General features: G+C 36.6%; 21 protein-coding genes. 2 read left to right on the forward strand and 19 right to left on the reverse strand.

Going from position 1 to position 25,404, the window contains the following annotated elements:
* Positions 1-12: 12 nt before the first annotated feature.
* The 8 genes from L1076_RS20125 to tviB form a co-directional block, all read right to left on the reverse strand.
* Positions 13-354 carry a hypothetical protein gene (locus L1076_RS20125; protein ID WP_237304336.1) on the reverse strand — a complete coding sequence of 114 codons (342 nt, stop codon included), beginning with the start codon at positions 352-354 and terminating at the stop codon, positions 13-15.
* Positions 347-943 carry a sugar transferase gene (locus tag L1076_RS20130; protein ID WP_237304337.1) on the reverse strand — a complete coding sequence of 199 codons (597 nt, stop codon included), beginning with the start codon at positions 941-943 and terminating at the stop codon, positions 347-349. Before L1076_RS20130 ends, L1076_RS20125 begins: the two co-directional genes overlap by 8 nt.
* Positions 927-2,051, reverse strand: a complete 1,125-nt coding sequence (locus L1076_RS20135; protein WP_237304338.1) for a glycosyltransferase family 4 protein — start codon at positions 2,049-2,051, stop codon at positions 927-929. The genes L1076_RS20130 and L1076_RS20135 overlap by 17 nt, the downstream gene beginning before the upstream one ends.
* Positions 2,048-3,178, reverse strand: a complete 1,131-nt coding sequence (locus tag L1076_RS20140; protein WP_237304339.1) for a glycosyltransferase — start codon at positions 3,176-3,178, stop codon at positions 2,048-2,050. The genes L1076_RS20135 and L1076_RS20140 overlap by 4 nt, the downstream gene beginning before the upstream one ends.
* Positions 3,145-4,359 carry a hypothetical protein gene (locus tag L1076_RS20145; RefSeq protein WP_237304340.1) on the reverse strand — a complete coding sequence of 405 codons (1,215 nt, stop codon included), beginning with the start codon at positions 4,357-4,359 and terminating at the stop codon, positions 3,145-3,147. The genes L1076_RS20140 and L1076_RS20145 overlap by 34 nt, the downstream gene beginning before the upstream one ends.
* Positions 4,340-5,197: a hypothetical protein gene (locus L1076_RS20150; protein WP_237304341.1), complete on the reverse strand. Its 858-nt coding sequence runs from the start codon at positions 5,195-5,197 to the stop codon at positions 4,340-4,342. Before L1076_RS20150 ends, L1076_RS20145 begins: the two co-directional genes overlap by 20 nt.
* A gap of 338 nt (positions 5,198-5,535) precedes the next feature.
* The gene (locus tag L1076_RS20155) at positions 5,536-6,549 is read right to left on the reverse strand and encodes an NAD-dependent epimerase/dehydratase family protein (RefSeq protein WP_237304342.1); all 1,014 of its coding nucleotides are present in this window, start codon (positions 6,547-6,549) and stop codon (positions 5,536-5,538) included.
* Between the two features lie 180 nt (positions 6,550-6,729).
* A complete protein-coding gene (tviB, locus tag L1076_RS20160; RefSeq protein WP_237304343.1) occupies positions 6,730-8,010 on the reverse strand; it encodes a Vi polysaccharide biosynthesis UDP-N-acetylglucosamine C-6 dehydrogenase TviB in 1,281 nt (426 codons plus the stop codon).
* Between the two features lie 939 nt (positions 8,011-8,949).
* On the opposite strand from tviB, the gene L1076_RS20165 reads away from it, so the two are divergent.
* Positions 8,950-10,275, forward strand: coding sequence for an MBL fold metallo-hydrolase (locus tag L1076_RS20165; RefSeq protein WP_237304344.1), 1,326 nt, complete (start codon positions 8,950-8,952; stop codon positions 10,273-10,275).
* A gap of 147 nt (positions 10,276-10,422) precedes the next feature.
* Positions 10,423-11,502: a UDP-N-acetylglucosamine--undecaprenyl-phosphate N-acetylglucosaminephosphotransferase gene (wecA, locus tag L1076_RS20170; RefSeq protein WP_237304345.1), complete on the forward strand. Its 1,080-nt coding sequence runs from the start codon at positions 10,423-10,425 to the stop codon at positions 11,500-11,502.
* A gap of 142 nt (positions 11,503-11,644) precedes the next feature.
* On the opposite strand, the gene L1076_RS20175 is transcribed toward wecA, so the two are convergent.
* The 11 genes from L1076_RS20175 to L1076_RS20225 all read right to left on the reverse strand — a co-directional run bounded on the left by L1076_RS20175 (position 11,645) and on the right by L1076_RS20225 (position 25,367).
* Complete coding sequence (locus tag L1076_RS20175) at positions 11,645-12,478, reverse strand: glycosyltransferase (protein WP_237304346.1); 834 nt, start codon at positions 12,476-12,478, stop codon at positions 11,645-11,647.
* Positions 12,475-13,734, reverse strand: a complete 1,260-nt coding sequence (locus tag L1076_RS20180; protein ID WP_237304347.1) for a glycosyl transferase — start codon at positions 13,732-13,734, stop codon at positions 12,475-12,477. Before L1076_RS20180 ends, L1076_RS20175 begins: the two co-directional genes overlap by 4 nt.
* Positions 13,724-14,800, reverse strand: a complete 1,077-nt coding sequence (locus L1076_RS20185) for a glycosyltransferase (RefSeq protein ID WP_237304348.1) — start codon at positions 14,798-14,800, stop codon at positions 13,724-13,726. Before L1076_RS20185 ends, L1076_RS20180 begins: the two co-directional genes overlap by 11 nt.
* Before the next feature lie 179 nt (positions 14,801-14,979).
* Positions 14,980-15,747, reverse strand: coding sequence for a hypothetical protein (locus L1076_RS20190; protein WP_237304349.1), 768 nt, complete (start codon positions 15,745-15,747; stop codon positions 14,980-14,982).
* 443 nt (positions 15,748-16,190) lie between these two features.
* Positions 16,191-17,264, reverse strand: a complete 1,074-nt coding sequence (locus L1076_RS20195) for a glycosyltransferase family 4 protein (RefSeq protein ID WP_237304350.1) — start codon at positions 17,262-17,264, stop codon at positions 16,191-16,193.
* Positions 17,261-18,442, reverse strand: coding sequence for a hypothetical protein (locus L1076_RS20200; protein ID WP_237304351.1), 1,182 nt, complete (start codon positions 18,440-18,442; stop codon positions 17,261-17,263). The genes L1076_RS20195 and L1076_RS20200 overlap by 4 nt, the downstream gene beginning before the upstream one ends.
* Entirely contained in the window at positions 18,432-18,959 is a 528-nt protein-coding gene (locus L1076_RS20205; RefSeq protein ID WP_237304352.1) for a hypothetical protein, read from the reverse strand. The genes L1076_RS20200 and L1076_RS20205 overlap by 11 nt, the downstream gene beginning before the upstream one ends.
* Complete coding sequence (locus tag L1076_RS20210; RefSeq protein ID WP_237304353.1) at positions 18,952-20,226, reverse strand: polysaccharide biosynthesis C-terminal domain-containing protein; 1,275 nt, start codon at positions 20,224-20,226, stop codon at positions 18,952-18,954. The genes L1076_RS20205 and L1076_RS20210 overlap by 8 nt, the downstream gene beginning before the upstream one ends.
* Positions 20,213-21,388 carry a glycosyltransferase gene (locus L1076_RS20215; RefSeq protein WP_237304354.1) on the reverse strand — a complete coding sequence of 392 codons (1,176 nt, stop codon included), beginning with the start codon at positions 21,386-21,388 and terminating at the stop codon, positions 20,213-20,215. Before L1076_RS20215 ends, L1076_RS20210 begins: the two co-directional genes overlap by 14 nt.
* Before the next feature lie 63 nt (positions 21,389-21,451).
* Positions 21,452-22,444: a Wzz/FepE/Etk N-terminal domain-containing protein gene (locus tag L1076_RS20220; RefSeq protein WP_237304355.1), complete on the reverse strand. Its 993-nt coding sequence runs from the start codon at positions 22,442-22,444 to the stop codon at positions 21,452-21,454.
* 241 nt (positions 22,445-22,685) lie between these two features.
* Positions 22,686-25,367 carry an SLBB domain-containing protein gene (locus L1076_RS20225; RefSeq protein WP_237304356.1) on the reverse strand — a complete coding sequence of 894 codons (2,682 nt, stop codon included), beginning with the start codon at positions 25,365-25,367 and terminating at the stop codon, positions 22,686-22,688.
* Positions 25,368-25,404: the final 37 nt, after the last annotated feature.

Consider the following 25,404-nt stretch of genomic DNA (forward strand, 5'->3'; position numbering starts at 1 on the left):
ATGAGTTGTTCATTAAAAATCAAAACATTTCAGTTTATTTACAAATCCCGAAGGAAAATTGACTTCATTGTCAAAAACGAACCGTTCATCAAGCAAAAAGACGCATTTTTTCTCTAAGTCATCAAAAAGAGTAAGCCAAACATCCAAATGATGACAGAGTTCAATGCATCCCTCATAAAACTCCTTTGGCAAATAAGCAGTTAGACTTATTATTAGCCTTCTAATTTCTAAGTTGTATTTCTTAATAATCAAAGCATACAAGTATTTCGAATCGTTAGCGATATACTCATTATATGTCTTATTCACCATATCAAAGTAGAATTTTAGTTCATCTAGTATTTGTTCTTTATTCACTTTCGTTCCCTTTGAAATACTCTGTTGTTACATGCCCATTAGAAGATATCCCTTCTCTGATGAATACTTTCTTTATAGTCAAGAGCAAAATTCTCATATCCAACCAGAATGAAGAGTTTTCGACATACCATACATCTAAACTAAACTTCTGCTGCCAACTAATAGCATTACGGCCGTTGATTTGAGCCCAACCAGTCACACCGGGACGAACATCATGGCGTCTTGCTTGTTCTTTGTTATAGAGCGGGAGATACTGCATGAGCAACGGACGAGGCCCAACTAGGCTCATTTCCCCTTTTAACACATTCCATAGTTCTGGAAGTTCATCTAAGCTACTGTTTCTTAACTTATCGCCAAAAGGAGTCATGCGCTCAGAATCCGGAAGCGGATTCCCTTGTTGATCCACCGCATCCTTCATTGTGCGAAACTTCACCATTTCAAAAGGTTTTCCATTCAAGCCCGGACGCGTTTGACGAAACAGAACTGGAGAACCAAGGTTTTTACGAATCTTCCAAGCGACTAAAGCAATAATGGGAGACAACAGAATAAGCGCAATAAGAGACGTGAGAAAATCAAACAGTCTTTTCATCGGATAGCCCCATAATTTTTAGAATCTCGGCGTTCACTTTATGGACGTCGAATTTTTCATGTGCGATAGAGTGACTTTTATTTCCCATCACTGACCATTGCTCTTGGTTTTCAATAAACCAAATCATACGTTCCGCGAGTTGCTCTATATTCGTCTTCTCAACTAACCAACCATTTTCTCCATTGACAACGGTTTCACGACAGCCCGGAACATCAGTTGTTAGAATTGGGCGCCCCATTGCCATAGCCTCTAATACAGTACGAGGCATCCCTTCATGGTATGAAGGCAACACATAGATCGAACAGTTTTCAATAAATGGGCGAACATCTGTTGTTGCACCACTGTACTCAATAGCACCAGAAGAGACCCATTTGTTGACCTCCTCTAGCTTGATGCCATCAGGAGAAGGGTCTTCCGGCCCAACAAGTTCAAAGACAGCCTCCGGATATTGTTGTTTAACGATCTCTGCTGCTTTTACATATTCCCGAATACCTTTATCCCCAAGTAACCGGGCAATAAGTAAAAAGTGAGGGTTTGGAGGTAGAGGGGACGTTTTGTAATGGCTGAGGTCAACGCCAGAACCGTTGACGAGAAAACACTTCTCTGGGGGGACGATTCCTTCGTCGATAAACACGTGCATATTATCTTGATTTTGAAAAATGACAGCTTTAGACTTTTTCAATGCAGAACGGTACAGGAATTTAACGAGAGTATTGAGCAAATTTTTAGCGAAGCCACCTTTTTGAAAGGCATAACCAAGACCGGTTACCATTGCATAAAAAGAAGCTATATTAGCAAACCTAGCAGCCAAGCCCCCCCAAATAATGGGTTTTATTGTATAAGCCAGAACAACGGACGGCCTAACTCTCATATAGGTAGAAAAAATAGAGAGTAACGTTTTTATATCATCAATAGGGTTTATACCATTCCTTTCAATTGATATTTCAACAAATTCCGCCCCTAAGCATTCAATTTTATAAATCTCACCACCATTTGCTTTCGCCGCGGAAGCGATGACACTTTTACTATATTTCACAAACAATTTAACCAACTCTCCTCTAAAATTATAAAGAGAGGATGGCAATGCTCCAATAACTAATACCTTCATTTAAAAAACACCACATTGTAATACTGATCAACAATTTTACGTCTGGAAAATTCCTTTGAGTACTTAAAAAGCAAATCACTACTTTCAAACAATTTTGATTTATTATCCTTTAGGTTTTCGATAGAAGCTTTAAAAGATAATTGGTCATTAGAATTATAGAAAAAGCTTCCGGAGTTTTTAGAAATTGAAAATATTTCTTCTAAAGCTCCACAATATTTAGGTAATACCACAGGGATTCCATATGAGGCAGCCTCCATACAAACATTCCCAAAAGACTCGTACTTTGAACTATAAACAAATATATCTGATTCTTTAGCAACTTCGAATGGTCGGTTGATAGCCCCATGAAAACTAACCGCCTCTTCTATTCCTAACATACTACAGCGCTCTTTCAAAGAAATCAGCTCCGGCCCATCACCAATTATATCCAAAGTGAAGTGTTCTTTATTCTCACTAATAAAGTCCAACATAAAATCTATATTCTTTATTTTATTTAATCTAGAAACCGTCACTAACTTTGTTTTTCTATCTAATTCTAAGTCAGTTTCTTTTTGGGAATGAAACTCCATATATAAGTTACTGTCCCTTTCTTCTATTGGATTATATATGACAAAGTATTCTTTAGGATTAATACCATTACATTTAAGCCCTGCAATAACTTCATTAGAGATAGCGATTACTATTGAATTAGAAGAAAAAGCTCTCTTTAAAATTCCTATAATTATTTTCTTCTTTAATCCAGCATAAGATTTGTCAATAAGAGAGCGCTCACAATATATTCGATTTAAATTAGGATTTATAATATTTGAAAAAAATAGAATTATATGTGATGCATGAAGGAAGCTCATCACGTTGATAGGTTTTTCTTTCACTAGGAAAATAAAAAAAGCAAAGATTGCATATATATAATTAAATAATTTAAAGACCACATTACTACCGGAATAGAATCCTAAATTAATAACTTTTACTTTTTCTCTACTTATATGAAAGAAATCATCTCCTGGAATAATCTTACAAATCCATTTTATATTACTAATATCCTGAGCTAAGATAGAAGCAACCTTTTCAGCTCCACCACACGAGAGGCTATTTATTAATATAGCTGTTCTTTTATCTTGTTCAAACATAGTTTATAAATCCAATCCTTTGCTGCTATTAGAAATTGACAAATAAATATCAGGGAAATCAGGGCACTATAACTACTAACTTCAAAAAAGTAATAGGAACATGAAAACAACAACTGCACCATTAATATCAGAAAGTTAACAGCATGAGAGTACTTTAAGTACCCTAGTGATATACATAACGCACCTGCCGGGCCTACAATAAGAAAAGAAAACACTGATTGCATACATATTAAAAGCACAATAATATCAAGTGAAATAAAACTTTCAAAAGTATTTCTACAAAAAAACAAAAGAGTCATCACACCAATTAAAAGATACAAAATAGGGCGTTGTGATATTGTCTGCCTTTCTATTTTTCCCATGCCAAGATCAAATTGTTCTTTAAGATTCAAACCAGTCGATTTAATCATAAAATAGTTATTAAGAGAGTTTATAATAAAATTAAAAACCGAGGCCGTTCTTACTGCAATATTGTAAATCACAAACAGCTTCTCATTTGAAGATATAACAAGTGTAACGACCCATGTATTCAAATAGATATATACTGAACTTAGAAACAAATGATAGGATTTCCGTAATAACAACCAAAAGCTTAAAAAATATTTTTTTCGATACGGAACTTTGAAAGCACCAATATAAAACGAAATTAGTAACTGAGAAAAAACGATGACAATTGAAAAAAACAAATAACTGACCATCACATGTTCAGAATCAACAACATCAAAAGAAAAAACATAAAGCGCTGATAGTAATGAAATTAAACCTGGCTCTGTTAAACTGCCAATATTAATAAGACCTCTAGACTTCAAAAGAGAGGAGAGAAATAAACATAGAGATTGAAATGGAATTGATAAGATAACATAGTTCAGAGAAATCAAATCAAACTTAATAAGCATGAATACAAAAAAACTAGATAAGCACAGACAGAACACCAAGGCAAATAAATAGAGAGAATACCTGTAATGCTCTCCTGGCATGATTTTTAATTTTCTATCAATAATAACCAGCGTTGACAATCCAAACGTAGATATTATGGAAAAAAAACCAAGGACTATATAGCTTTTAAGAAAATCAGAGCTAGTATTAACATCAAACCTTTCAGAAACTAAATATGTTAAAAGCACAACTCCAAACGCAGAAAAAACTTTAGAAGATAGGAACTTAACCGTGCTCGCGCTCATATTTATCACTTATCATCAAGAGAAAGAAAATGCTAAAAATATAAATAAAATAGGGTTTATCAACCATCCAAGTTCTATGCAAGAAAACAACAAAAACCAATAAAACAAATGACACAGCATCTATTAACATTTTCTTACTTATTGATTCAGACAAAATAATAAAGTTGCAAATTAAAAACAAAAACAATGACATAAAGCCATACTTATAGATGTAAACCCTAAAATCTGAAGCTCGAAATCCGAACTCTTCTATAGCATTTCTACCTTCGCCGATTAGAACATTACCTTTATATATATCATCCATTGTAACAGGATTAACAGCCCTATTGTTTAGAACTTCAATAATATTAAGAGAAACAAATTTCTCAAGAAATTGATCAAGAAATTGATCAAGAAAGTTAAAATAATATAAGACTAAAAAGACAAAAACCATTAGCAAGTATATATATATATAATGAGAATTACCTTTTTTTAGATTTTTCATCATCTTATATGATAAATACAAAGAAAATCCAATCAAGCCAGCTGAAGACAACGTGGTTAGTAAAGAAATTAAAAATAAAAGTTCTATCTTTCTATTTTCACCATAAAGCACTTCAAAAAACAAAAAGAAGGATAATAACAATGCAAAATGCCCTGGTTCTGCAAACCATGCAGAGTTCCTATACAAACTAAATCCAGCAATACTATACTCTTGGTTAGTGGCATAAAATGACAAATAATACATTTTATATGTCAGCCCATTATCCAAACTACTAAATGTTAATAAGTCAGGAAAAGGAAGCCCAATACTGAATAAAATCAAGGAGACACAGGAAAGACAACATACTAAAATCATTATCTTTCTAGAATACCAATAGCTATCCCTAAAAGATTCAGGATAAATAAGTAATAAGACGAGCATTACAAATGACAGAACGAAAAATGGCGAAAAACTATCAAACTCTCTAATTGGGTAATATATCAAAAAATATAGCATCAATAGAGAAAAGGAAAAAATATAGAAGCTAATATTTTTGTTTTTCTGTATCTTACACGAGCTAAAGAAAACTAAAGAAAGTACTAGCAAACTTGCTATTACCGAAGTTAAGAATATGATGTTATCAAATAGAAATACAGGTCTAAAATTAATAAAAAAAAGAAGTGAAATAATTAATGGTAATTGAATTTTTACTTTCAATGTTTATACCACTCAATAGCTCTCTCGATTCCATTAAAAATATCAAACTTTGGAGAATAGCTTAACCTTCTAGATGACTTATCTATATCCGCCTGAGAATGCCTAACATCACCAGTTCGAAACTCTCGATAAATAGGTTCAGCACTTACTTCCACACCATTTTCATTCAACGCGCTTTTGATCGCATAGAACAGGTCATTTAGTGTGGTTCTGCCTCCAACAGCTACGTTGTAGACTTCGTCTTTTGCTTCATCTTGTGCAGTCGCGGCTAATAAGTTCATTTGTACAACGTTGTCGATGTAGCAAAAGTCTCGACTTGTTTCGCCATCACCGTTAATGAAAACGTCTTCACCACTGATCATGGCTGCAGTCCATTTTGGAATTACCGCCGCATAAGCGCCGTTTGGATCTTGTCTACGGCCAAACACGTTGAAGTAACGCAGACCAATTGTTTTAAATCCATATGTGCGAGCGTATACGCCAGCATAAAGCTCATTTACGTACTTGGTTACTGCATAAGGAGACAATGGGTTGCCGATGTTTTCTTCCACTTTTGGTAGAGCTGGGTGGTCACCGTATGTAGAGCTAGAAGCAGCATAAGTGAAGCTTTTCACTTCCTCTTGTCTTGCGGCATCAAGCATGTTTAGAAAGCCGGTAATGTTTGCTGCATTTGTCGTTAGTGGATCTGCAATAGAGCGAGGTACAGAACCCAATGCCGCTTGGTGTAGTACGTAATCCACATCTTTTACGGCTTGCTGACAGACTTTCGGATCACGGATGTCGCCTTCAATAAAGGTGAAGTGAGTCCATTGCTCTTCTGATACTAGGCCTTTTACTTCATCCAAGTTGTGTTGGTGGCCGGTCGCGAAATTGTCTAATCCCACCACGGTTTGATTAAGTTTAAGTAGCTTCTCTAATAGGTTTGAGCCGATGAAGCCAGCAACACCTGTTACCAACCACGTTTTTGGTGATTCCAGTAACTCTTGTTGGATTTGTTCGTATTTGGTCATTGTGTTTTCCGTATGGGGAAGTCGTTAAGGTTGGGGAGAGGGGCTGTAAGATTCTGAATCACGCCCATTCATCGCTATTAAGAATAACGAGACTTAAGCTTTACAGTTGTGACGTAACTTTCATTCCTCATGGAAAAATCAGGAGCCTTCATATCAGACTCCTGAATTTTAAGTTTGAGACTAGAGACGCATGTCTACGCTTTCTTTGTCTAGAACGTATTTCAAATCGTATAGCACGTGCTCTGGCTTACCAAGCGCGCGAATCTTTTCTACGCCCATTGCTTTAAACTCGTCGTGAGATACTGCCATGATGATTGCATCGTAATCGCCTTGTTTTGGCTCTTCACATAAAGCCAAACCGTACTCATGTTGAGCTTCCGCACTAGAACACCAAGGATCCATCACGTCTACGTTAATGTTGTAGTCTTGAAGTTCAGAAACAATATCCACTACTTTGGTATTGCGTAGATCTGGACAGTTTTCTTTAAACGTTAAGCCCATAACAAGCACATTTGCGCCCTCTACATGGATGCGTTTCTTCATCATTTTCTTCACAAGTTGAGAAACAACGTACTGTCCCATACCATCATTCAATCGACGACCAGCTAGGATCATATCTGGATGATAGCCAACGCTTTGTGCTTTATGAGTTAGGTAGTAAGGGTCCACACCAATACAGTGTCCACCAACAAGACCTGGACGGAATGGAAGGAAATTCCATTTAGTACCTGCGGCTTCAAGTACTTCTAGAGTATCGATGCCTAGTTTGTTAAAGATGATAGAAAGTTCATTGATAAGCGCGATGTTGACATCACGTTGCGTGTTTTCAATAACTTTTGCTGCTTCAGCAACTTTGATTGAAGACGCTTTATGCGTACCTGCTGTGATAATGCTCTTGTAAAGTTGGTCTACGTATTCAGCAACTTCTGCCGTAGAACCACTCGTTACCTTAAGGATGTTAGTGACGCGATGTTCTTTGTCACCTGGGTTAATACGCTCCGGAGAGTAGCCAGCAAAGAAGTCTTCATTAAACTTAAGGCCCGATACACGCTCTACAACCGGAATACAATCTTCTTCAGTTGCGCCAGGGTAAACGGTTGATTCATAAATGATCACATCACCTTTCGATACAACACTGCCCAGTGCTTCTGACGCTTTGATCAAAGGTGTCAAATCTGGCTGCTTATGCTCATCAATTGGCGTTGGGACCGTTACAATGTAAACATTGCATTCTTTTAAGTCTTGAAGAGTGGCGGTGTAAGAAAGATGAGTCGCTTCTGCAAGTTCACTATCACTGCACTCCAACGTGCTATCGCGACCAGCTGTTAGCTCATCAATGCGCGCTTGGTTTATGTCAAAACCAATCGTTGGCGACTTTTTACCGAACTCTACTGCTAAGGGTAATCCTACGTACCCTAAACCGATAATGCCAACTCGTGCATTGTTTAATGAAAGATTCATTTTTTTTTCCTAGCAAGTTTAGATATTTCTTAATTCGCCATTGAGAGATTTTTGATACTCCAAGGGCGTAGATACACTAGATGATATATCATCCGTTAGAATTTTTTAATGCTTGTAAGAGTGATGTGTAGACGAAGGTCAACTACGGTGCGTAAAGGCATTCTATGCAAATGGTAATAAGAGCGAATAGATTCAGCAACTTGATTGCAATGCATAGTTGATAGAAAGGTATTTAGAGAAGGGATAAACCTTGTAATGCCTAGCCAATGTATCACTCAAAGCTGTACGGCAGCTTTGACTTGCCCCTCTGACGTAAGGGGCTTTACTTAATTGTTTGTTCGAGCGCTACTTTTGAGAAAGAGCACCTTGCCAGAAGTGCAACTGTGTGCTTAATTATATTTATATATCACGGCATTCCTTGATGACATTCGACATCATGTGCTCGTAATTTGCTCTTTGAGTACGCTACCGCCCCTAGGTCTGGCTCCTAAAGGCAATGCAATCCGCTTTAATATATTGACGTACTCTAGGTGTGGAATTGTATAGCAAACTGGTTGCAACTAAAAGACACCAACTTACAAAATAATGACCTTTTACTGACATTATTTTGGCGTTACATTTATAAATCCACTTCCTACGCACTCATCTATTACAAATCAACATTTTATGACATTAGAATTATAATAATTATTTATGCAGTTAAATAAACTATAAGGCAGCAAAGACGCATGACAATGCATAACTTCGTGTCAGCTCACACTCTATAGTAATCGCCTAACGTCGTAATCATGACTCTCGTCTATGTGTGTCTAATTTTGTCTATTTTTGCCACTTACCTTCTCCTTTTCGATGAGATCATCAATTAAGTTAAAACCGACAAAAAATGACTTACCTTTTAGCAAGTAAGCTCTAGGTTAATAGCGAAAAGGAAAAACGTTTATGCAGGTTGTACACCATGGAGGAAAGCATTCAGTAACCGGTTCATGCCACGAACTTAAGTTACCTAAAGGCAGCATTTTGATCGATAGTGGGCTTTTTCAGGGACGAGACGCATTGAAGAATGGCAAACACCGCTCATTAGAGATTGAGTTTTCTGTCCACAGAATAAAAGCTTTGGTGCTGACTCATGCCCATATCGATCATATTGGTCGCTTACCTTGGCTATTAGCTGCAGGCTATAATGGTAAAATCTACTGCACTCGTGCGACGGCAGAACTGGTGCCGCTAATGCTAGAAGATGGATTGAAGCTTCAACTAGGATTGAATAAAGCGCAAAGAGAGCGAGTCCTGAATGTCATTAAAAAACGGTTAGTGCCTTGTGATTACCAAACATGGCTTCCGCTTAAAGAGCTAGCTTATCTTCGCTTTCAGCCAGCGGGGCATATTCTTGGTTCTGCTTATGTAGAGTTTAAACTTCCTAACAATGAGGTGGTGGTGTTTTCTGGTGACTTGGGGCCAAGCAATACACCGCTTCTTCCAGACCCTATCTCCCCTAGTCGTGCGGATTATCTGTTTATCGAATCCACTTACGGTAACAAACAGCATGAGAGTGTCGAGAGCCGAAGCCAAAGGTTACTCGCAATTATTCGTCATGCGCTTGAAGATGGTGGTGTAATAGTTATTCCAGCATTTAGCGTAGGCAGAACGCAGGAGTTGCTGTTTGATATTGAACAGCTTATTCATCAACATGATTTACACCATTCTCTTCCCATAATCCTAGACTCTCCTTTAGCGAAAAAGGTCACCAAGACTTACCGCCGATTTAAGAAGCTATGGGGAAAAGAAGCAAAGCGGCGCTTGGGGAGTCATCGTCATCCTCTGGCGTTTGAACAATGTATTACTATTGAGAATCATGCGGAACATTTACGTTTGGTGAATCGCCTTACAAGTACAGCAGAGCCGGCGATCGTGGTCGCAGCCTCAGGTATGTGTGAAGGTGGGCGTGTGGTAAATTATCTAAAAGCACTACTGCCAGACAAGCGCAATGACGTATTGTTTGCAGGCTACCAAGCTGAAGGTACCTTGGGCAGAGAAATTCAAAAAAGTAGTCACTGTGTCTTGATCGAGGGCAACGCAATCAGCCTAAATGCTCAAGTCCATACAATGTCGGGGTATTCGGCCCATGCAGACAAAACAGATTTGACGCGCTTTGTAGAAGGCATAAAATCAGCACCAAAAGAAGTGCACCTTATCCATGGAGAACGAAAAGCTAAAGAGGAACTATACAGACACCTTAAGAACAGGGGATTTAATGTAAAGTGTTGATTCGCATCTTTCCATAATCAAAATAACGGTAACGTTTTAGATAAAATCTATTATAACTTTCACATTGTTACTAAATTTCTACTTGAGATGGATACACTCTCCGTTAGAATAGTCGCCGAATAACTATATCTGATGTTGGCGTACTTTATGTTTCTCGAGCTTCTATTTATCTTTTTCTCTTCATTTGCGACACTTTTCCTTATGCGAAAAGTTGCAAGGACTGTTGGCTTGGTCGATAAACCAAATGAGCGAAAGTTACATGAAGGCGCAGTACCTCTTATTGGCGGTATATCTATCTGTATTGTCTTGGTGCAGTTCCTAACATTCAAACCAGAAGTCATTGAGTATAGTTGGCTGTACGTTAGCTCAATCATCACGTTGACTTTAGTCGGAGCAATAGACGATAAGGTCGACCTCAGTTTCAAAATTCGTATGGCTGTTCAAGCTGGCCTCTCCTTAATTATGATCAATGTTGCTGGAATTGAACTACACAGCCTTGGGAACATGTTTGGCTTTGGTGAGATATCTCTTGGCTGGAGCGGTGTTGTTATCACGGTTTTGGCAGTCATTGGAGCGATTAACGCATTTAATATGGTTGATGGCATAGATGGATTATTAGGCGGGCTATCGATTGTTACATTTGGCGCATTAGCTTACCTATTACAGGTTGACGCACAACATGGCTTAGCTTATCTCTGTGTTGTCATCATCGTGGCGATGCTACCTTATATTTTTATGAACTTAGGAATATTAGGGCGTGAACGCAAAGTCTTTATGGGTGATGCGGGTAGTATGATGATTGGTTTCACTGTTATCTGGTTACTTCTAGGTGTCAGCCAGAGCGAAGGGAAGTCACTAATGAGACCTGTAACGGCCCTGTGGCTGATTGCAGTACCATTAATGGACATGGCCGCTATCATGATCCGTCGAGTACGCAGGGGGGACTCTCCTTTCAAACCAGACCGAGAACATCTACATCATATTTTCCAACGTTTGGGCTTAGGACCTAGAAAAACGCTTGTGGCGATTTGTTTCATTGCCACGCTGTATGCTGGTTTTGGTATTTACGGTGAAATAGCAAAAATCCCAGAGGTAACCATGTTTACCTTATTCATTTTGTGCTTTATCGTCTATGCATGCATTCTTTCTTACGTCTGGAAAATAACTACTTTTCTTCGTAAGAAACTGTCAAATATTGATAACAAAAAAAGTTCTGATCTACTTTAAAACAGCAGCTAAGGGGCTTTTTACGAAAGCCCCAATGACCTCTGACTGACAGTTACTACGCTTTGCTCTTTTCCATCAAGAGAGCAATACAAAAAAGGCTTCCTAAAATATAGGAAGCCTCTAGTCAGGATAGAGAAAACTGTTATCTCATGTATTTATAAGCCCACTCTTTGACAAAGCTAGGGCTAATTCTAAGTACGAAGAGAAGAATTACAAAAATGACGGATTTAAAGCTCCACCGACCTAGCTTATTCATCGCATAAATTCGAGACTTAAAGTCATTCATCGCTTTAGCGAACCCTCTCCTCTTGTAGAAAGATTCGTCTATACGAAACTTTAGTAGGGGTTTATTGATATTGGCGAACTGGTAACCTTTTGAAAACAAATCCACCCATAGGTAGTAATCCTGAGTGTTCGCTAACCGAGCGTTATAGCACAAATCACTTCGTGAAATATTTTCGATATTGAACATTACCGAAGGATGGTTCAAAGGGCACCTTTTGATAACAGAGTCTAATAGCTCTTTATGCTCGGAAGGCATCTTTTTATAAAAGAAAGAATCTGAATCTGTGCTATTTTTGAACTCAATAACGTCACTACCTACAATTGATATTTTTGGATTATTATTCAAAAACTCGATTTGGGTAGTAAAGCGCATTTCATCAGAAATATCATCCGCATCCATTCTAGCTAAGAATCGATACTTATCGGAAGAATAAACCTTGTTAATGATAACATTTAACTGATATGCCAACCCCTTGTTTTCAGATGAATTTTCTATAAAAACATTTTCATATAAAGAGTATGTACTGAGCAAGTCACTTAAACTAGATCCAACCGCCCCATCGACTTGAATATATAGGTCAAGGTCTACGTTTTTTTGACTCAGGATACTCTGTATAGCTTCTTTGACATAGTCAGCATTGTCGTTTTTGTATATTGACATTGCTACTGCGATGAAATTGTTATTGCTCATGACTTATCTAGTTTTATAAATGCCAATTTACGTTTGTTATTAAAAACAGTATCAAAGAAAACATACTTAGCGTCAGAAGAGAACCTAGGGTGTAAGTCACATCTAGTTTCGCCGGAAAACTTAAAACTATGGTATAGGCTAGCAATGTTTTCGGCTTTCTCCATTGAATCGTTGAGGTAATAGAGAGACTGCATTCGTGATTTATCTGGGTACGTATCTGTTAGATATTCACCATTTATAGAAACCGAAGGGTGCCCATCAGCAGAAAGTACATTGTTGAACTCATCAAATGACGAGTAGTTACCAGTATGGATATTAATCTTCCAGTACTTATCTACGCCACCAGGACCAGTTAAGTATCCTAACACTTCATCATTATTAGTCCAATAACAGTGACTTACCATGTCTCCTTTCGATAGCACTTTAAGCAGGTTGCCGTTTCTATCAGCTAAGAGAAGTCTATCAAAACGCTGTTTTGATTCGTTATAGTAACGGTGCATGAATATAAACTTAGAACCATCCGGTGAGATCATGATGTGGTTAAGCTTGTGCTCATAGCTACCTTTAGGCTCAGGAAATTCATACGAGAGAACCTTTTCCAAAGAAACGATACTACTAGTTGTATCTGTGCCTATATTGCACTGATAGATCCCTCTGTCTTCGTTGATGCTATCGCCATGTGAAAAGTACCCGTAATCTGGCCTTAAGACAGATAGTATTTCATAGTTAAGAGAGAGAAAGTACTCTTCCTTATAGCTATCTTGAACCGGAAAATCGTAGATGTTGACTCGCTTCTTATCAATTAATGAGTACTCAATTGCTTTGTACTTGCCATCAACGTAATCGTTATAGATAAATGTACTCTCATTAACCCAATGAGCCCTAGAACCTTGCTGCCAGTTAAATGCAGAGGTTTGAATTGGGTGTTCTAAGATAAATGACTGGGTGTTCAAGTCATAAACATTGAGCTCTACCTCGGTAAACTTGCGAGGTTTTTTACTAGTATCACCCTTTGAAAGATGTACGAGAATAAGCCCATTTCCATTGTCAGGACATTTATCGTAATAACCAAAAAAAGTTTCGTAGTCAGACTTTTCGATACAATGAACTTCAAAGTTTGAAATAATTGGGCTATTTTTCTTATGCACCAAATACATTAATCGAGAGTAAATACTCTTAGCAAAGTTCTTTGCAAAAGGGTATTTCCTCAAAAAAACCGCAATTTTCTTTTCGATTGGATTAAAACTACTTCCCATAAACCAACTCTCTATATAAATCCTGATAGTTAATAGACATTTTTCTATCACTAAATTCCATTTCTAAAAAGTTTTTCACATGAGGAACGTCAAAACTCATACTATCAAGAGAAGTAACGACATCTTGTATATACTCTTCTAAAGCTCGCTCTTTTGGTATGATGAAGTAGTGGCTATGATCTAACTTTTCCACAATCTCTTCATGCGAAGGAATTTCTGACAAAATAAGATTTACCCCCTCAGCAAGAGCTTCAAGCACAGTATTTGGCAAGCCTTCTGACAATGAAGTGGAAATAAAGACATCTGCTTGACTTAAGTGCTCTCTTACATTGTTAATGTTACCCAAAAATTCTACGTTGTCATTTGCAGCTAACTTTAGTTCCTCCATTTGCGGCCCATCACCTAAAATTTTAAGAGAATGGCTCACACCTAAATCAGTTAGGCTAGATGAAATTGCTAGAACTTCTGTCATATTTTTTCTGGGAATTAGACTTCCTACAGATATGATATTTAGATGTTCTTTATCAACAGCCTTAGTGCTTTGGTTGGTAGAAGGCAAAGTGCCATTTTGAATGACTTTAGATTCTATATTTACGCTAGATAGACAATCGTGTATATAGTGAGAACAAGAGATTAAGTTTGGACATGAAGAAAGGTAATGTTCATGCTTAATTGCCATAAATTTTCCTTTGGCAAAACCAAACTTTGTTGGATAATCTTCTTTAGGGAAGTTTCGAGAAGTCGTTATCCAAGGAGCATTTGTACTCAAGCTAGCTAACAGTCCGTCAGCTCTGATACCTTGAGTCTGTATAATATCAGGCTTAAAGTTGTCTATATAACTTTTTAGTAATGATTTACCTTTTACAAAGCCTTTTAGTCTGGATAAGCTTAAAGAATCCACAGAAATATTTGCATCCAAAAACTTTTTAAGTTCAGAGTCTTGAGGTTCAGGGGATAGTGTTAAGACCGTTGCTTGAAACTCTTCGCTCAAATTTTTTATGATATAAAATAATTGATTCGTCGGTCCGGTTCTTCTCAGGTTACTAACGATAAATAATAACTTCATTTTATTCCACTTGTTTATATAAGTAATGCGTAGTGATATGCGTGTATCGCATCACTTTAAATTTTTCTGCTCTCTCGCTGTCTATAGAGAAACCTGTTCGCTAAAGTCACCCTTTCTAAAACATTTATTTTCTAACGAAATGGCAAACTTAATACTTAGTGTTTATAAAAACTTTAGCTCTATTTTGGCGGTTGAAAATAGTTCACTTGTTTGTTTTGCGGATAAAGTATAACAAATACGATTGCAAACAAAACCAAATAATCTCGCATTGGATTTGAAATTATCATCGCAATGATCAAGAAAACATATAGATTTATTGCAAAGAATTTAATATTAAACTTTGAGTTAATTTCATTTTTTAGGATAATAACTTTCATAAATAAAGCTGCTAAAAAACCACATAAAACAAGCAAAAACGGAAAACCACCTTGTGCAAAGTATGTGATATAGCCAGAATCAATTACAATAAATTTTTGGACAGGGTTATAAACAGTACCGTAATACCTATCTAATGAATACTCTATTGGTGGCCCCCATAACGTACTAATTCTGTGGTGCAGGGAGTAGTCATTTAGCAAACCATACTCAATAAGTCTTGAAAATCTTTCAATAAACATACTGAGGTATTCAAATACATTGTAATACCAAAGGATCACACAGAGAAATATCAAGGCTAGAATGGTTGCAAGTTTTTTTGATGCCTTAGAGATAAGAAACAAATAGACAAAACTAAGTAATACACAAAGAATAACGACTCTAGAACCAGAAAAGAATATCAATGCTAGATTTAGTGATATCCACAACTTAGAAACATTTTTACTCGAAAGGAGGTATAAATGAACCAAATAAGCAGCAACAGCCAAACCAGTAGCATTTGAAAACAAACCTGTAGCTCGCGTTCCAGCAAAACCAGTGTCTTCTGCGTTATAGAAAGGAGATAATATCAACCTAATAGTCTTATAAATATCTAAACCAGAAAATCTATCAAGATACTGAAAACACAACATAGAAAAGTTAATTATGATGAAAAACTTAACTATTGTTTTTACATTATTAACGACACTTTCTTTTCTTAAGTGGTTAAAGTAATAATAGAACATCAAATAAGGTGTTATATAGTAAATAACAAACCTTATTCCACTCAGATTAAACTTGAGTAATGGGTAAGTTATCTCGTAGAGAAAGAAAGGAGAAAATAGAAGAAGGTAAAGAACATTTAACTTTGGAATACCATACTTAGATATTATAAATATAGAACAAAATACAAATAAAATTGAGAATAGTTCAATAATTCTGACTGATGTTCCTGGTATATGTATATCAGAAAAACAGAGCAACGTAAGTAAAAGCAGAAAAGACAGATTAAAAAAGTATCTGATCGAAACTTCTCTCATTTTATACAATCCAATAGTTTGTTTAATTCTACTTTCTTATCAAATCTTTTTGTTGATTCAATAATATCAAGAGAAGAAAAGTCACATGCTTGGAAGTTTTTAATGATTTCTACAGCCTCAGAGCTTTCATTAATAAGGTATCCATTACAATTATTTAATATAACCTCTTTTACACCATACTTATTGTATCCAATTGTAGGAATACCAAGTTGATGTGCTTCTATGTATACCAAGCCAAATGATTCCTTATACTCAGAAAGAAGCCAGAAAAGGTCTGATTGCTTCAAAATTTTTTGAAAATCATCATGCTTTAGAGCCCCATGAAATTTAATAGTATCGCTTAGTTTTTTATTTTCCACTATACTCTTAAATTCATTTAAAAAATTACCATCTCCAACTATATCCCATGTAATTTGAATACCGTCAGCAAGAAGTTTCTCTATTATAATTAACTTTTCCAAGTATCCCTTTTTCTTTTCTATCCTAGAAACAGACACTAATTTTACAACATCATTTAGTGTGGAAAAAACGGTTCTCACCAAATCTTCTTGCTTAATGTCTCGCCTTTCTTTTACCGTATAAATTACTTTTACTTTTTCTTCAAGTTTATCTATATCTTCAAAGATGGTAGCGCCTTCTACAGAAAATTTTTCTTTCATATACTTGCTAACGCAAATTATGTTTTTCACGTTTTCAATTATACGAGTAAATGCGAATTTAATTAGGGTTGTTTTCAGCCCCCCTTTATTCGCATTGTTTATTATCTCCATTTCGGAACCATGAAGATAGACAATGGAGTTGTTTAACTGTTTTTTAGGAAGCACTAACCCACAAACAAGAATAGCACCAAGATCATTAATAATTACCGACTTTTGGTTATTAGATCTAAGAATAAGATGCCAACAGGTCTTAATAAGCATACCTAACAACCAGAACTTACTTTTGGAAGTAATTAATACTACATCTAAACCTATTTCTTTCAGTTGAGTGACGTTATTTTTTGCAACACTACCCGCACCACCAAGTTTTGGAGGGTATTCCTGTGTTATTAGGTATACTTTTTTACTCATTTTGTGAGTTTGTCTCTGATTTTTCGAAAAATTCTTACTCTTGTATTAGATGCATGAGATTCAATGCCGGAAAAATCAGCACATGCCATTTTGTTGTATGCTTGAACTAACTTATCAAAATCTTCTTCAACCAGTTTATTTACATTGTTGTAGTTAGATAACGAGTTAATTACCCATGCATCAGATCTCACCATATAACGGTCATCAAAAGGACTATTATTTTCCTTCATAGTTGGCATAAAGTAATCATTATTAAAACTGACGTTAAGGAGGTAATCTGCCGTTTTTTTAGCTTCTATCTTTGCAAGTTCAGTATCTTGTTGAGTTAGATAGCCTAAAATATCTGCATATGCAGCAATGAAGCTACTTAGCCCCCATACATGAATATTATTATCAAAATAGATTTTATCATTCGTGTAAGGGAGCACATTCTCTTTTCTAGAAAGATGAACTAATGACATAAATGCATCTTTTATCAACGGAAGTTGTTCAAGTTTATTATTATACTTGATGTACAGAAGGTGCATTTCTATTTGTTGAGCCTGATGATAAAAATCAATTTTATCTTTCTTAAAATCAGCCAAGTCAGTTCTATCTTGGTCATTATAAAACCAAACCAAACCATACTTTGGTTCCTTGACCAATTTGCTACATAGGTATTTTGCTAATGCATCTTCTAGGTTTTTATCTATGGGCATCACCTGACCAATAGAACTATATGCTCCCAACGCAAAAGATGTTCCATTGTAAACCATAACGTCTTTAGTATTGTAGGGAGAGTATGGTGTATATGCCTCATCATCAGAAACATATACTGCATTTTTTTCAATCCAATATTTAGCTTTTTCTAAAGCTTCTTTGATTTGGGGACTGTTCGTTACTTTGTAAGCTTCAACCAAGGAATAAGCTGCGTACATTTCTGGAGAAGTACTGTCGCCTTTTTTATGAAGCAACCCAAAGTTAAAATCATACCCTATGTCAAAGCCACCATCAGGTCTTTGGATACCAATCATTATCTTGGCTAACTTATTGACCTCGTTCAGCCAGAGATCGGACTTTTCATTCTCGTACATTCTTACTGTAAACAGTAACGCCTGATATATCGTTTGGCTACAGTAAGTCACTGTCGGCGGGGATAAGATTGTTGATTTAATGACCGATTTTATTTTATTCTTCATGATGCTTAATCACTTTTGCTGGTGAGCCAACTGCTACGCAAATGTCCGGAAGACTTTTCACTACGGTAGAATTTGCACCAATTGTGGAACCAATGCCTATTCGGACACCATTACCGATAAAAGCTCCACTACCAATCCAAACTCCAGAACCAATACAGATCTTCTTTGAACAACCAGGAGCAAATCTAGAGCTCTTTCTTTCGAAATCATATCCATGATTATTGGAAACAATATGGACACTTGGCCCTAGCATTACCTCATCGCCAAACTCAATGCCTTCACCAATCGCGTTTATCCAAGAATTATGACCGATATAAACATTATCACCAACGACCAAATTTTTAGGATTATCAATTATCACACCAGTAGCTATTTGTAGGTTTTTACCAGCACTTTTTAATTTGTACTTATAAACAAACCCTCTGAGTTTACATCCTGTAGCATTATTTGGGAATATTTGACTAAAGACGACCAAAATTCTGTGTGGCAGTTCTCTTAAGTGTTTTATTTTAGACATTAACAGCCTCAAAGATCTTAAATAGCATAAAAATTAACAAAACAAACGAAACAACAAAGTATGCTTTTGAATACTCTGTTTTTATCTCTAAAAGTGAGTTTTTCAATATTACTGTAAATTGGCCGACCTGACCTACAATCAAACCAGCGCACTTACCTATTACTGCACCTAATATTCCATAACTTCCTATGAGTAGCAGAGTTGTACATATCTGCACTAACACCACTAAAATATTAACGAAAAATATTTCTTTCTCTTTATCTTTAGATATGCATAACATACTGTTGAAACTACCTAAAGATCCTATAACGAGAGATAGTAAAAGTAGCAATATCTCTGTGTGATAAGCGAGCAGGTCGACATTAAAGTACTGATTTATAAAACTTATTGAGAAATACAACACTATAGATGCGAATAAACTAAAATAGAAATATATTCTTGTAATGTTTTTATTTCCACTTGAGTTCGCTCCTGTTAGTTTTTTCAATATTATTGGAGCAAACTTTTGAGGAAGTAATCTAATTAGTTCTGTCAACTGAAAAATTAAGTAATATGCAGCTAATTTTTTTATGCCAAGGAATGAGACAATCATCACTTGGTCTGCTCTTTTATATAAAAAAGCCAAAACAGAGTTAACATAAATAAATATGGAAGATTTTAAATATTCTTTATCTAACTTTATCAAATCTGTTGAAATAATTGCCACTAACTCTCTAAAATACATCAGAATAAGAGCGCTAACATTAAACAAACACGTTAAGTATACTGTATTTTCGAAGTTAGACTGATTAAAGAAAAGCCCCCAAATAAGAGTAGAAAAGCTACTTATTAAAATAAATAAAGATTGAGTAATATATGCCTTTTCGTTTTCACCCTTAGAAATACCAACTGAAAAAAACATCGAATTTAACAATGCTACAAAAATAACCAACCAAACAAGGCTTGATGGCAAGTCATATTCGAAATAATATGATACTGGTAAATATAAAACACTCCCTATAATAAAGAGGGGGATTGTAACCTTAAATAGAAATGCTTTAGTAAAGGTGTTTTTATCTTCTATAATTGTCAGTTTCTTTATAAGAGCGTTGCCACCACCAAAGTTGAGCAATGAACCTGACATTTCATAAACAATGATAACTAAAGACATCGTCCCTAAGGCTAAGCCAGTATGATCAAAGAAATCTAATAGGTATGTTCTAAGGAAGCTAAATATAACAGTTCCGATACTTAACAGTGAAACTATTAACAAACTAGTTCGTTTCATTTTCCATCAACTTTGTTACAAAGCATTCCCATGAATACTTTTCTGTCTCACGAATACAATTTAGGTTGTTGAACTGTTTATGATTTTCAAATACTTTTTTAATCATCTTACTCAATTCACCATTTTTATATTCGTTAATGACATAACCTAATTCTTTGCTATGTATAATTTCGGATACAGCATTCTTGGTCTCTTCAGCAAATGACGAATACGCGATTACAGGAGTCCCCATAGCCATTGATTCAATGATGACTTGTCCAAATGTTTCAACTCTTGTTGGCAATATTGTGGCAATAGCTCCATGATACAATTCCGGCAGTTCTTTAGCGCTTTTACTACCGATTAAACTAATCACTTTAAAGGTATCATTCTTATGTAAGTACTCTTCTAGCCTTTGACGCTCGACTCCATCCCCAACTATTTTTAGCTCTGCTTTAACTCCAGAGTTAATATACTCATCAATCATTTCATATATGTTTTTTGCAACACTTAATCGGCCAACATATATAAAATAATTCCTATCATGCGTTTTTTCCAAATTTCTTGTTGAGTATAAATCATTATCAATGCCAGGAGGAATGACATCTACAGACTTTGACTTGTAAGATTTAATCAATTCAGATTTCATCAAATTACTAAATACAATGCTTCGATTAAATCTACTCGATACAATTTTATTCTCAATATAGCTCATGATTAAGTAGTCAAGCTTAAGCTTTAACTTGTTTAAGGTTGCCGCTTTTCTATTTGAGCTTTTTTTGCTATCGTTAAGGCCTAGGTAGTTCAAGTTAGCCGTTGTTGGAAAGATTGTGTTAACTTCCCCACCTTCCTTTAACAACAAATAAGACAATAAAGTTGAGCGACTTAATATTTTTTCATATTCGTTATTTTTTAGCTTATTTTTTAGTACTACTTTCGCTTTTTTATATATTGAATATCTATTCCAGACCCTATCAAGAGAATTTGTTTTTAACGGGTAAATTTCATATTTAACCCCATTATTCTCTATTGAACTTACTTCCTCTATTTTGTTAGAAAAGCTGACTACTTCGGTTTGATAGCCTTTTTTAATAAACTCTATAGCTATAAAATTAAGTGAATTTTCAACTCCACCTATATTAGGAAAGGATGATGTATTGACTATTAAAATTTTTTTTTTCATTAGTAGCAGTTATTCTCTATAAAATCGACATCTCTCATAAACTCAGATTATACAATCAGTCTATTATTGAGCAGTGATTGATACTTTCCTATTTCTTTCAAACATAAATAACACTAGTACAATACCAACACTAAGCAATCCACCTAAAAATGTACCAACCATACAAATTAAAGCACGGTTTGGACCATCCTTTATTTCTGGTACAACCGCCGGGTCTACAACTTTAAACACAAATTCTTCTTGAACTTCAGCCAACATTAAACTTTTAGTCTGCTCTTCGATTAATTTGTAAAATGCACTTTGCATATCTGCTACCGCAGTCTTTTGCAACTGTTCATTCAAGTAAGCCAGGTTTTGTGATGTTTCTGAAATAGCTCTTTCTCGCATGACTTTATTGATATCTGCAATTATCCAGTTTAACCATTCTTGAGCTAGGTATGGAGAGTAGTGTTTTATAGATAATGTATAGAATCCCGTTTCTTTATCTTGATTGATGATCAGAACGTTTTTCACGAATTCTTCATATGCTTCTTGTGCAGTTGGTGTTGCGCCTCTTAAGCCCTGAGGAGATCTTAACCATTCTTTCTTTGATGGGTTGTATACATCTTCGTTAATGATCAATTTGTTTTGTTCTAGGTTCCATTCGCTAACCGCCATTAGAGGTACAAGTAAATCATGCTTTTTAATAAAAGAGCCAATGAATTGGCGAGACTTAAGAACTTGTACAGCTAAGTCTGTATTAGAAGATTCCGTTCCGCCAATGTTCACACCTGCCAACGCTGCCAACCCGCCTAATTGTCCAGCCATCTGTGATAAGCCCCCCCCACTAGCACTTTCTGTTGGCGAGAGAATAGCATCAGCTTTATATACATTTGGCAAGTTCAGAGCAAACAGTACTGAACTAATTGCAGAAACTAAAGTAACCGAAATGATAACCCATTTCTTCTTCCATAGAGCAGTGAAAACCTCTATAAGTTCTACTGTGTCTTCTGGTGTTTGAGTTTGATGTGGAGGGTATGGGATATACTGTGGATGTGATTCTTTTTGCGATTCCATGAGTGGTATAAAGTCCTACCGGTTTAGAGTCTAATATTTAGATACCAACCTAGAAATGAGTAATAGCTACAACCTAATTAGCTGCGTATAAGAGCTAACTTTGTTATCCAACTTTCTGAATGAACTCACACTACATTGCGAACTAGGGTTCGAAAGTAAAGTTGTAAGGTTCACTCTACTTCTTTTAATGCTTATCAAAGAGAGCCCTTAAGAAATAATATCCTTAAGAGCTCAAAAAACCTTATTTCAAAGCATTAATTGCAACACCAGTTTGATAAAGAATCTGCGTCGCAGCTGTCCATGTACTTAACGCATCACGATAATCAGTGTCAATTGGTACAACAATAGTATCACCAGCTTTAAGTTCTTCGTTATTGTTACCAAACCAGTAACCAGATGTTGGTTTATAAACGGAACCATCGGCACGAACTACAAAGATACGATCTTCATCGGCCTGTTTTTTCGCACCACCAGCTTTGTTCATGTAATCATTCACATCTAGTTTGTCGTCTAACAAATAGGTAATAGGCACTTGAACTTCACCCATGATTGATACTGTATTACGGAAGGTTGGAACGAAGAGGAAATCGCCGTCCTCTAGCATAAAGTCTGCTGAGTTGTCATCCTTGATAATTCGATTTAACTGAACAACCATTCGCCCTAGAGCTTTGCTTCGACTAGCTTCCTCTACAAACTTGAGCGTTTTATCAGGATCAGAAATTACTGAACTAATATTGCTATCAGCGCGGAAGGTTTTCTTTGCAGTTTCCGCTCGCATATCTGCTGCGTATTGATTCAGCAACTTTTGCTCTTGCAGCCTTAACGCTTCACGAGTAAAGATTGCACCTTGTGGATGCGCAAATTCAGTCAAACCTCCAGCACGCTCAAGCAATTCACCGAGGGTTTCACCCTGACGTACTGTGTATGTACCGGGAAAACGAACTTCACCTTGGAGTGTTACCGTACTTTGTAGTTTGACGTTTGGTTTCTCAAGAATGTTTAAGCGATCTCTACCAACAATAACTGCATCATCTATTGTGCTTCCTTGAATGGCTTGGCGAAGATCGATGCGTTCAACATCAATAGAAGCACGCTCATCTGCACTATTAATAACTGTTCGCGCTAGTTCTGCATTGATGGTAAAAGCGTTGTAAGTTAAACCACCAGCAGCCTCGATAAGTGTCGATACAGACATTCGTGGTGTAATTGGGTAACGGCCAGGGTGTTTTACTTCACCGAACACCTCTGCAATTTGTGGTGCTAAACCTAGACGAGATTGTTGCTGGAGTTGCAAGAGCACTGGCGCCAATAAGGTACGACGAGTGTTTTGCTTCAAAGCTTCAAAATCTTCTTTGGTAATTTCTTTACCGCGGAACATTATTTTGGGTTCCTCAGACTTTTTAGCTATTGCTTGGCCGGACAGCAAATTATCTGTTGCAGCAGATAACGCTACTGATGAACTCATTACTTCTTGCTCTTTTTGTTGCTCTTGTTCGGCCTGAAGTTGTGCCTGCTCTAATGTTTTTGCTTTCGTGACAGTTTCTTGATCGGCTAACGTATCTAAATCTTCGTTATTAAAGCGGTTGAAAACAAGGACGCGATCGCGAGATTGTAGCTGTAAATTGTCTTTGCTGCTTGGAGAAAGAATTGCGTTTGCAAGGTTTACTTGATAAACCTCTACATCACGCTGTGGATTTATCTCACGAACTACAACTGCATAATTAACATCGGCTGTAGAGTTGAATGATGTATCAAGTGACTGGAACAAATGCGCAATACGTAAACCGCTCTTCCATTCAACAAATCGAGGATGGCGAACATCACCTTCAATTTGTACGTAACGTGTCAACTCTTCACTCTTTTTCAATACGTTTACGACATCGCCATCTTTAACCTTAGTTTGCTGATCGTGCGACTGACTGAAGTTAAGGGTTAACGCATCACGAGCACCTTTCGCTGCGTAACGTTTGACCTCAATTTGGTCACTGTAAGCATTAGCAGTAAAACCACCGGCCATTTGAATGGCTTGCTTATAGGTTTCCCCTGATTTCACTTCATAGATTGCCGGACGATTTACTTCGCCATCGATAGCAATCGTACGACCAACCGCGCCAATAAAGACCACATCGCCAGGTAACAATCGAACATCGTTGCTCGCGTCGCCTTTCAGCAATAAGTCATACATATCAAGCTTGCGAATCACCTGGCCATTACGCTTTAACTGCACGTTACGCAATGCACCGCTATCTCCAAAACCACCGCTGTAATAAATGGCTTGGGAAATAGTGGTTAGCGCACTGACGGTGTAAGCACCTGGTTTGTAAGCGTCACCCATTACAAAAACTTGCATGGTGCGCATCTCACCTAATGAGATGTCACTACGGACGCCAATCATCTGCTCTTTTACACGTTGGTTCAGTGAGTTTCGCACTTCAGAGAACGTCATCCCAGCGACTTGTATTGGACCGAGTGAAGGAAAGTTAATAACACCAGCGCGATTTACTCGAAGACGGGAAGTGCTATTCTCTTTACCAAATAACTGAATAACAATCTCATCACCAGCGCCTACGGTATAGTCTGTAGGGACAGGCACATCACTTATTGGTGCAAATGTCGTTGGGGAGCCAGCAAACAGTTCTAAACCAAAACGTTTTAACTCTTCATTCTCTGCAGAGTCTGTCTCCTCAGCATTGCTGACAGCTTGTCTTGGCTCAATAACTTGAGGATTTTGATAATTGCTTGGCTGAGTCGTAGCTCCTGAAGGAATAGACATTCCATACTTGCTAGCAAGGGCTTGTTGTTGATCCGCAGGCAAACTTTGAAACATTTGTATTTGTTCAGGCGTTGGGGTTTGCGCATGAGAATATGACGCAAATAAGCTTGCTAACACACAAGCGGCAAACGATAAGTATCCTTTGAGCATGATAATCCGCTATCTAAATCGAGAGTTTAAAAATCCC

The sequence above is a fragment of the Vibrio sp. MMG023 genome, from assembly GCF_021654215.1.
Lineage (GTDB): Bacteria > Pseudomonadota > Gammaproteobacteria > Enterobacterales > Vibrionaceae > Vibrio > Vibrio jasicida.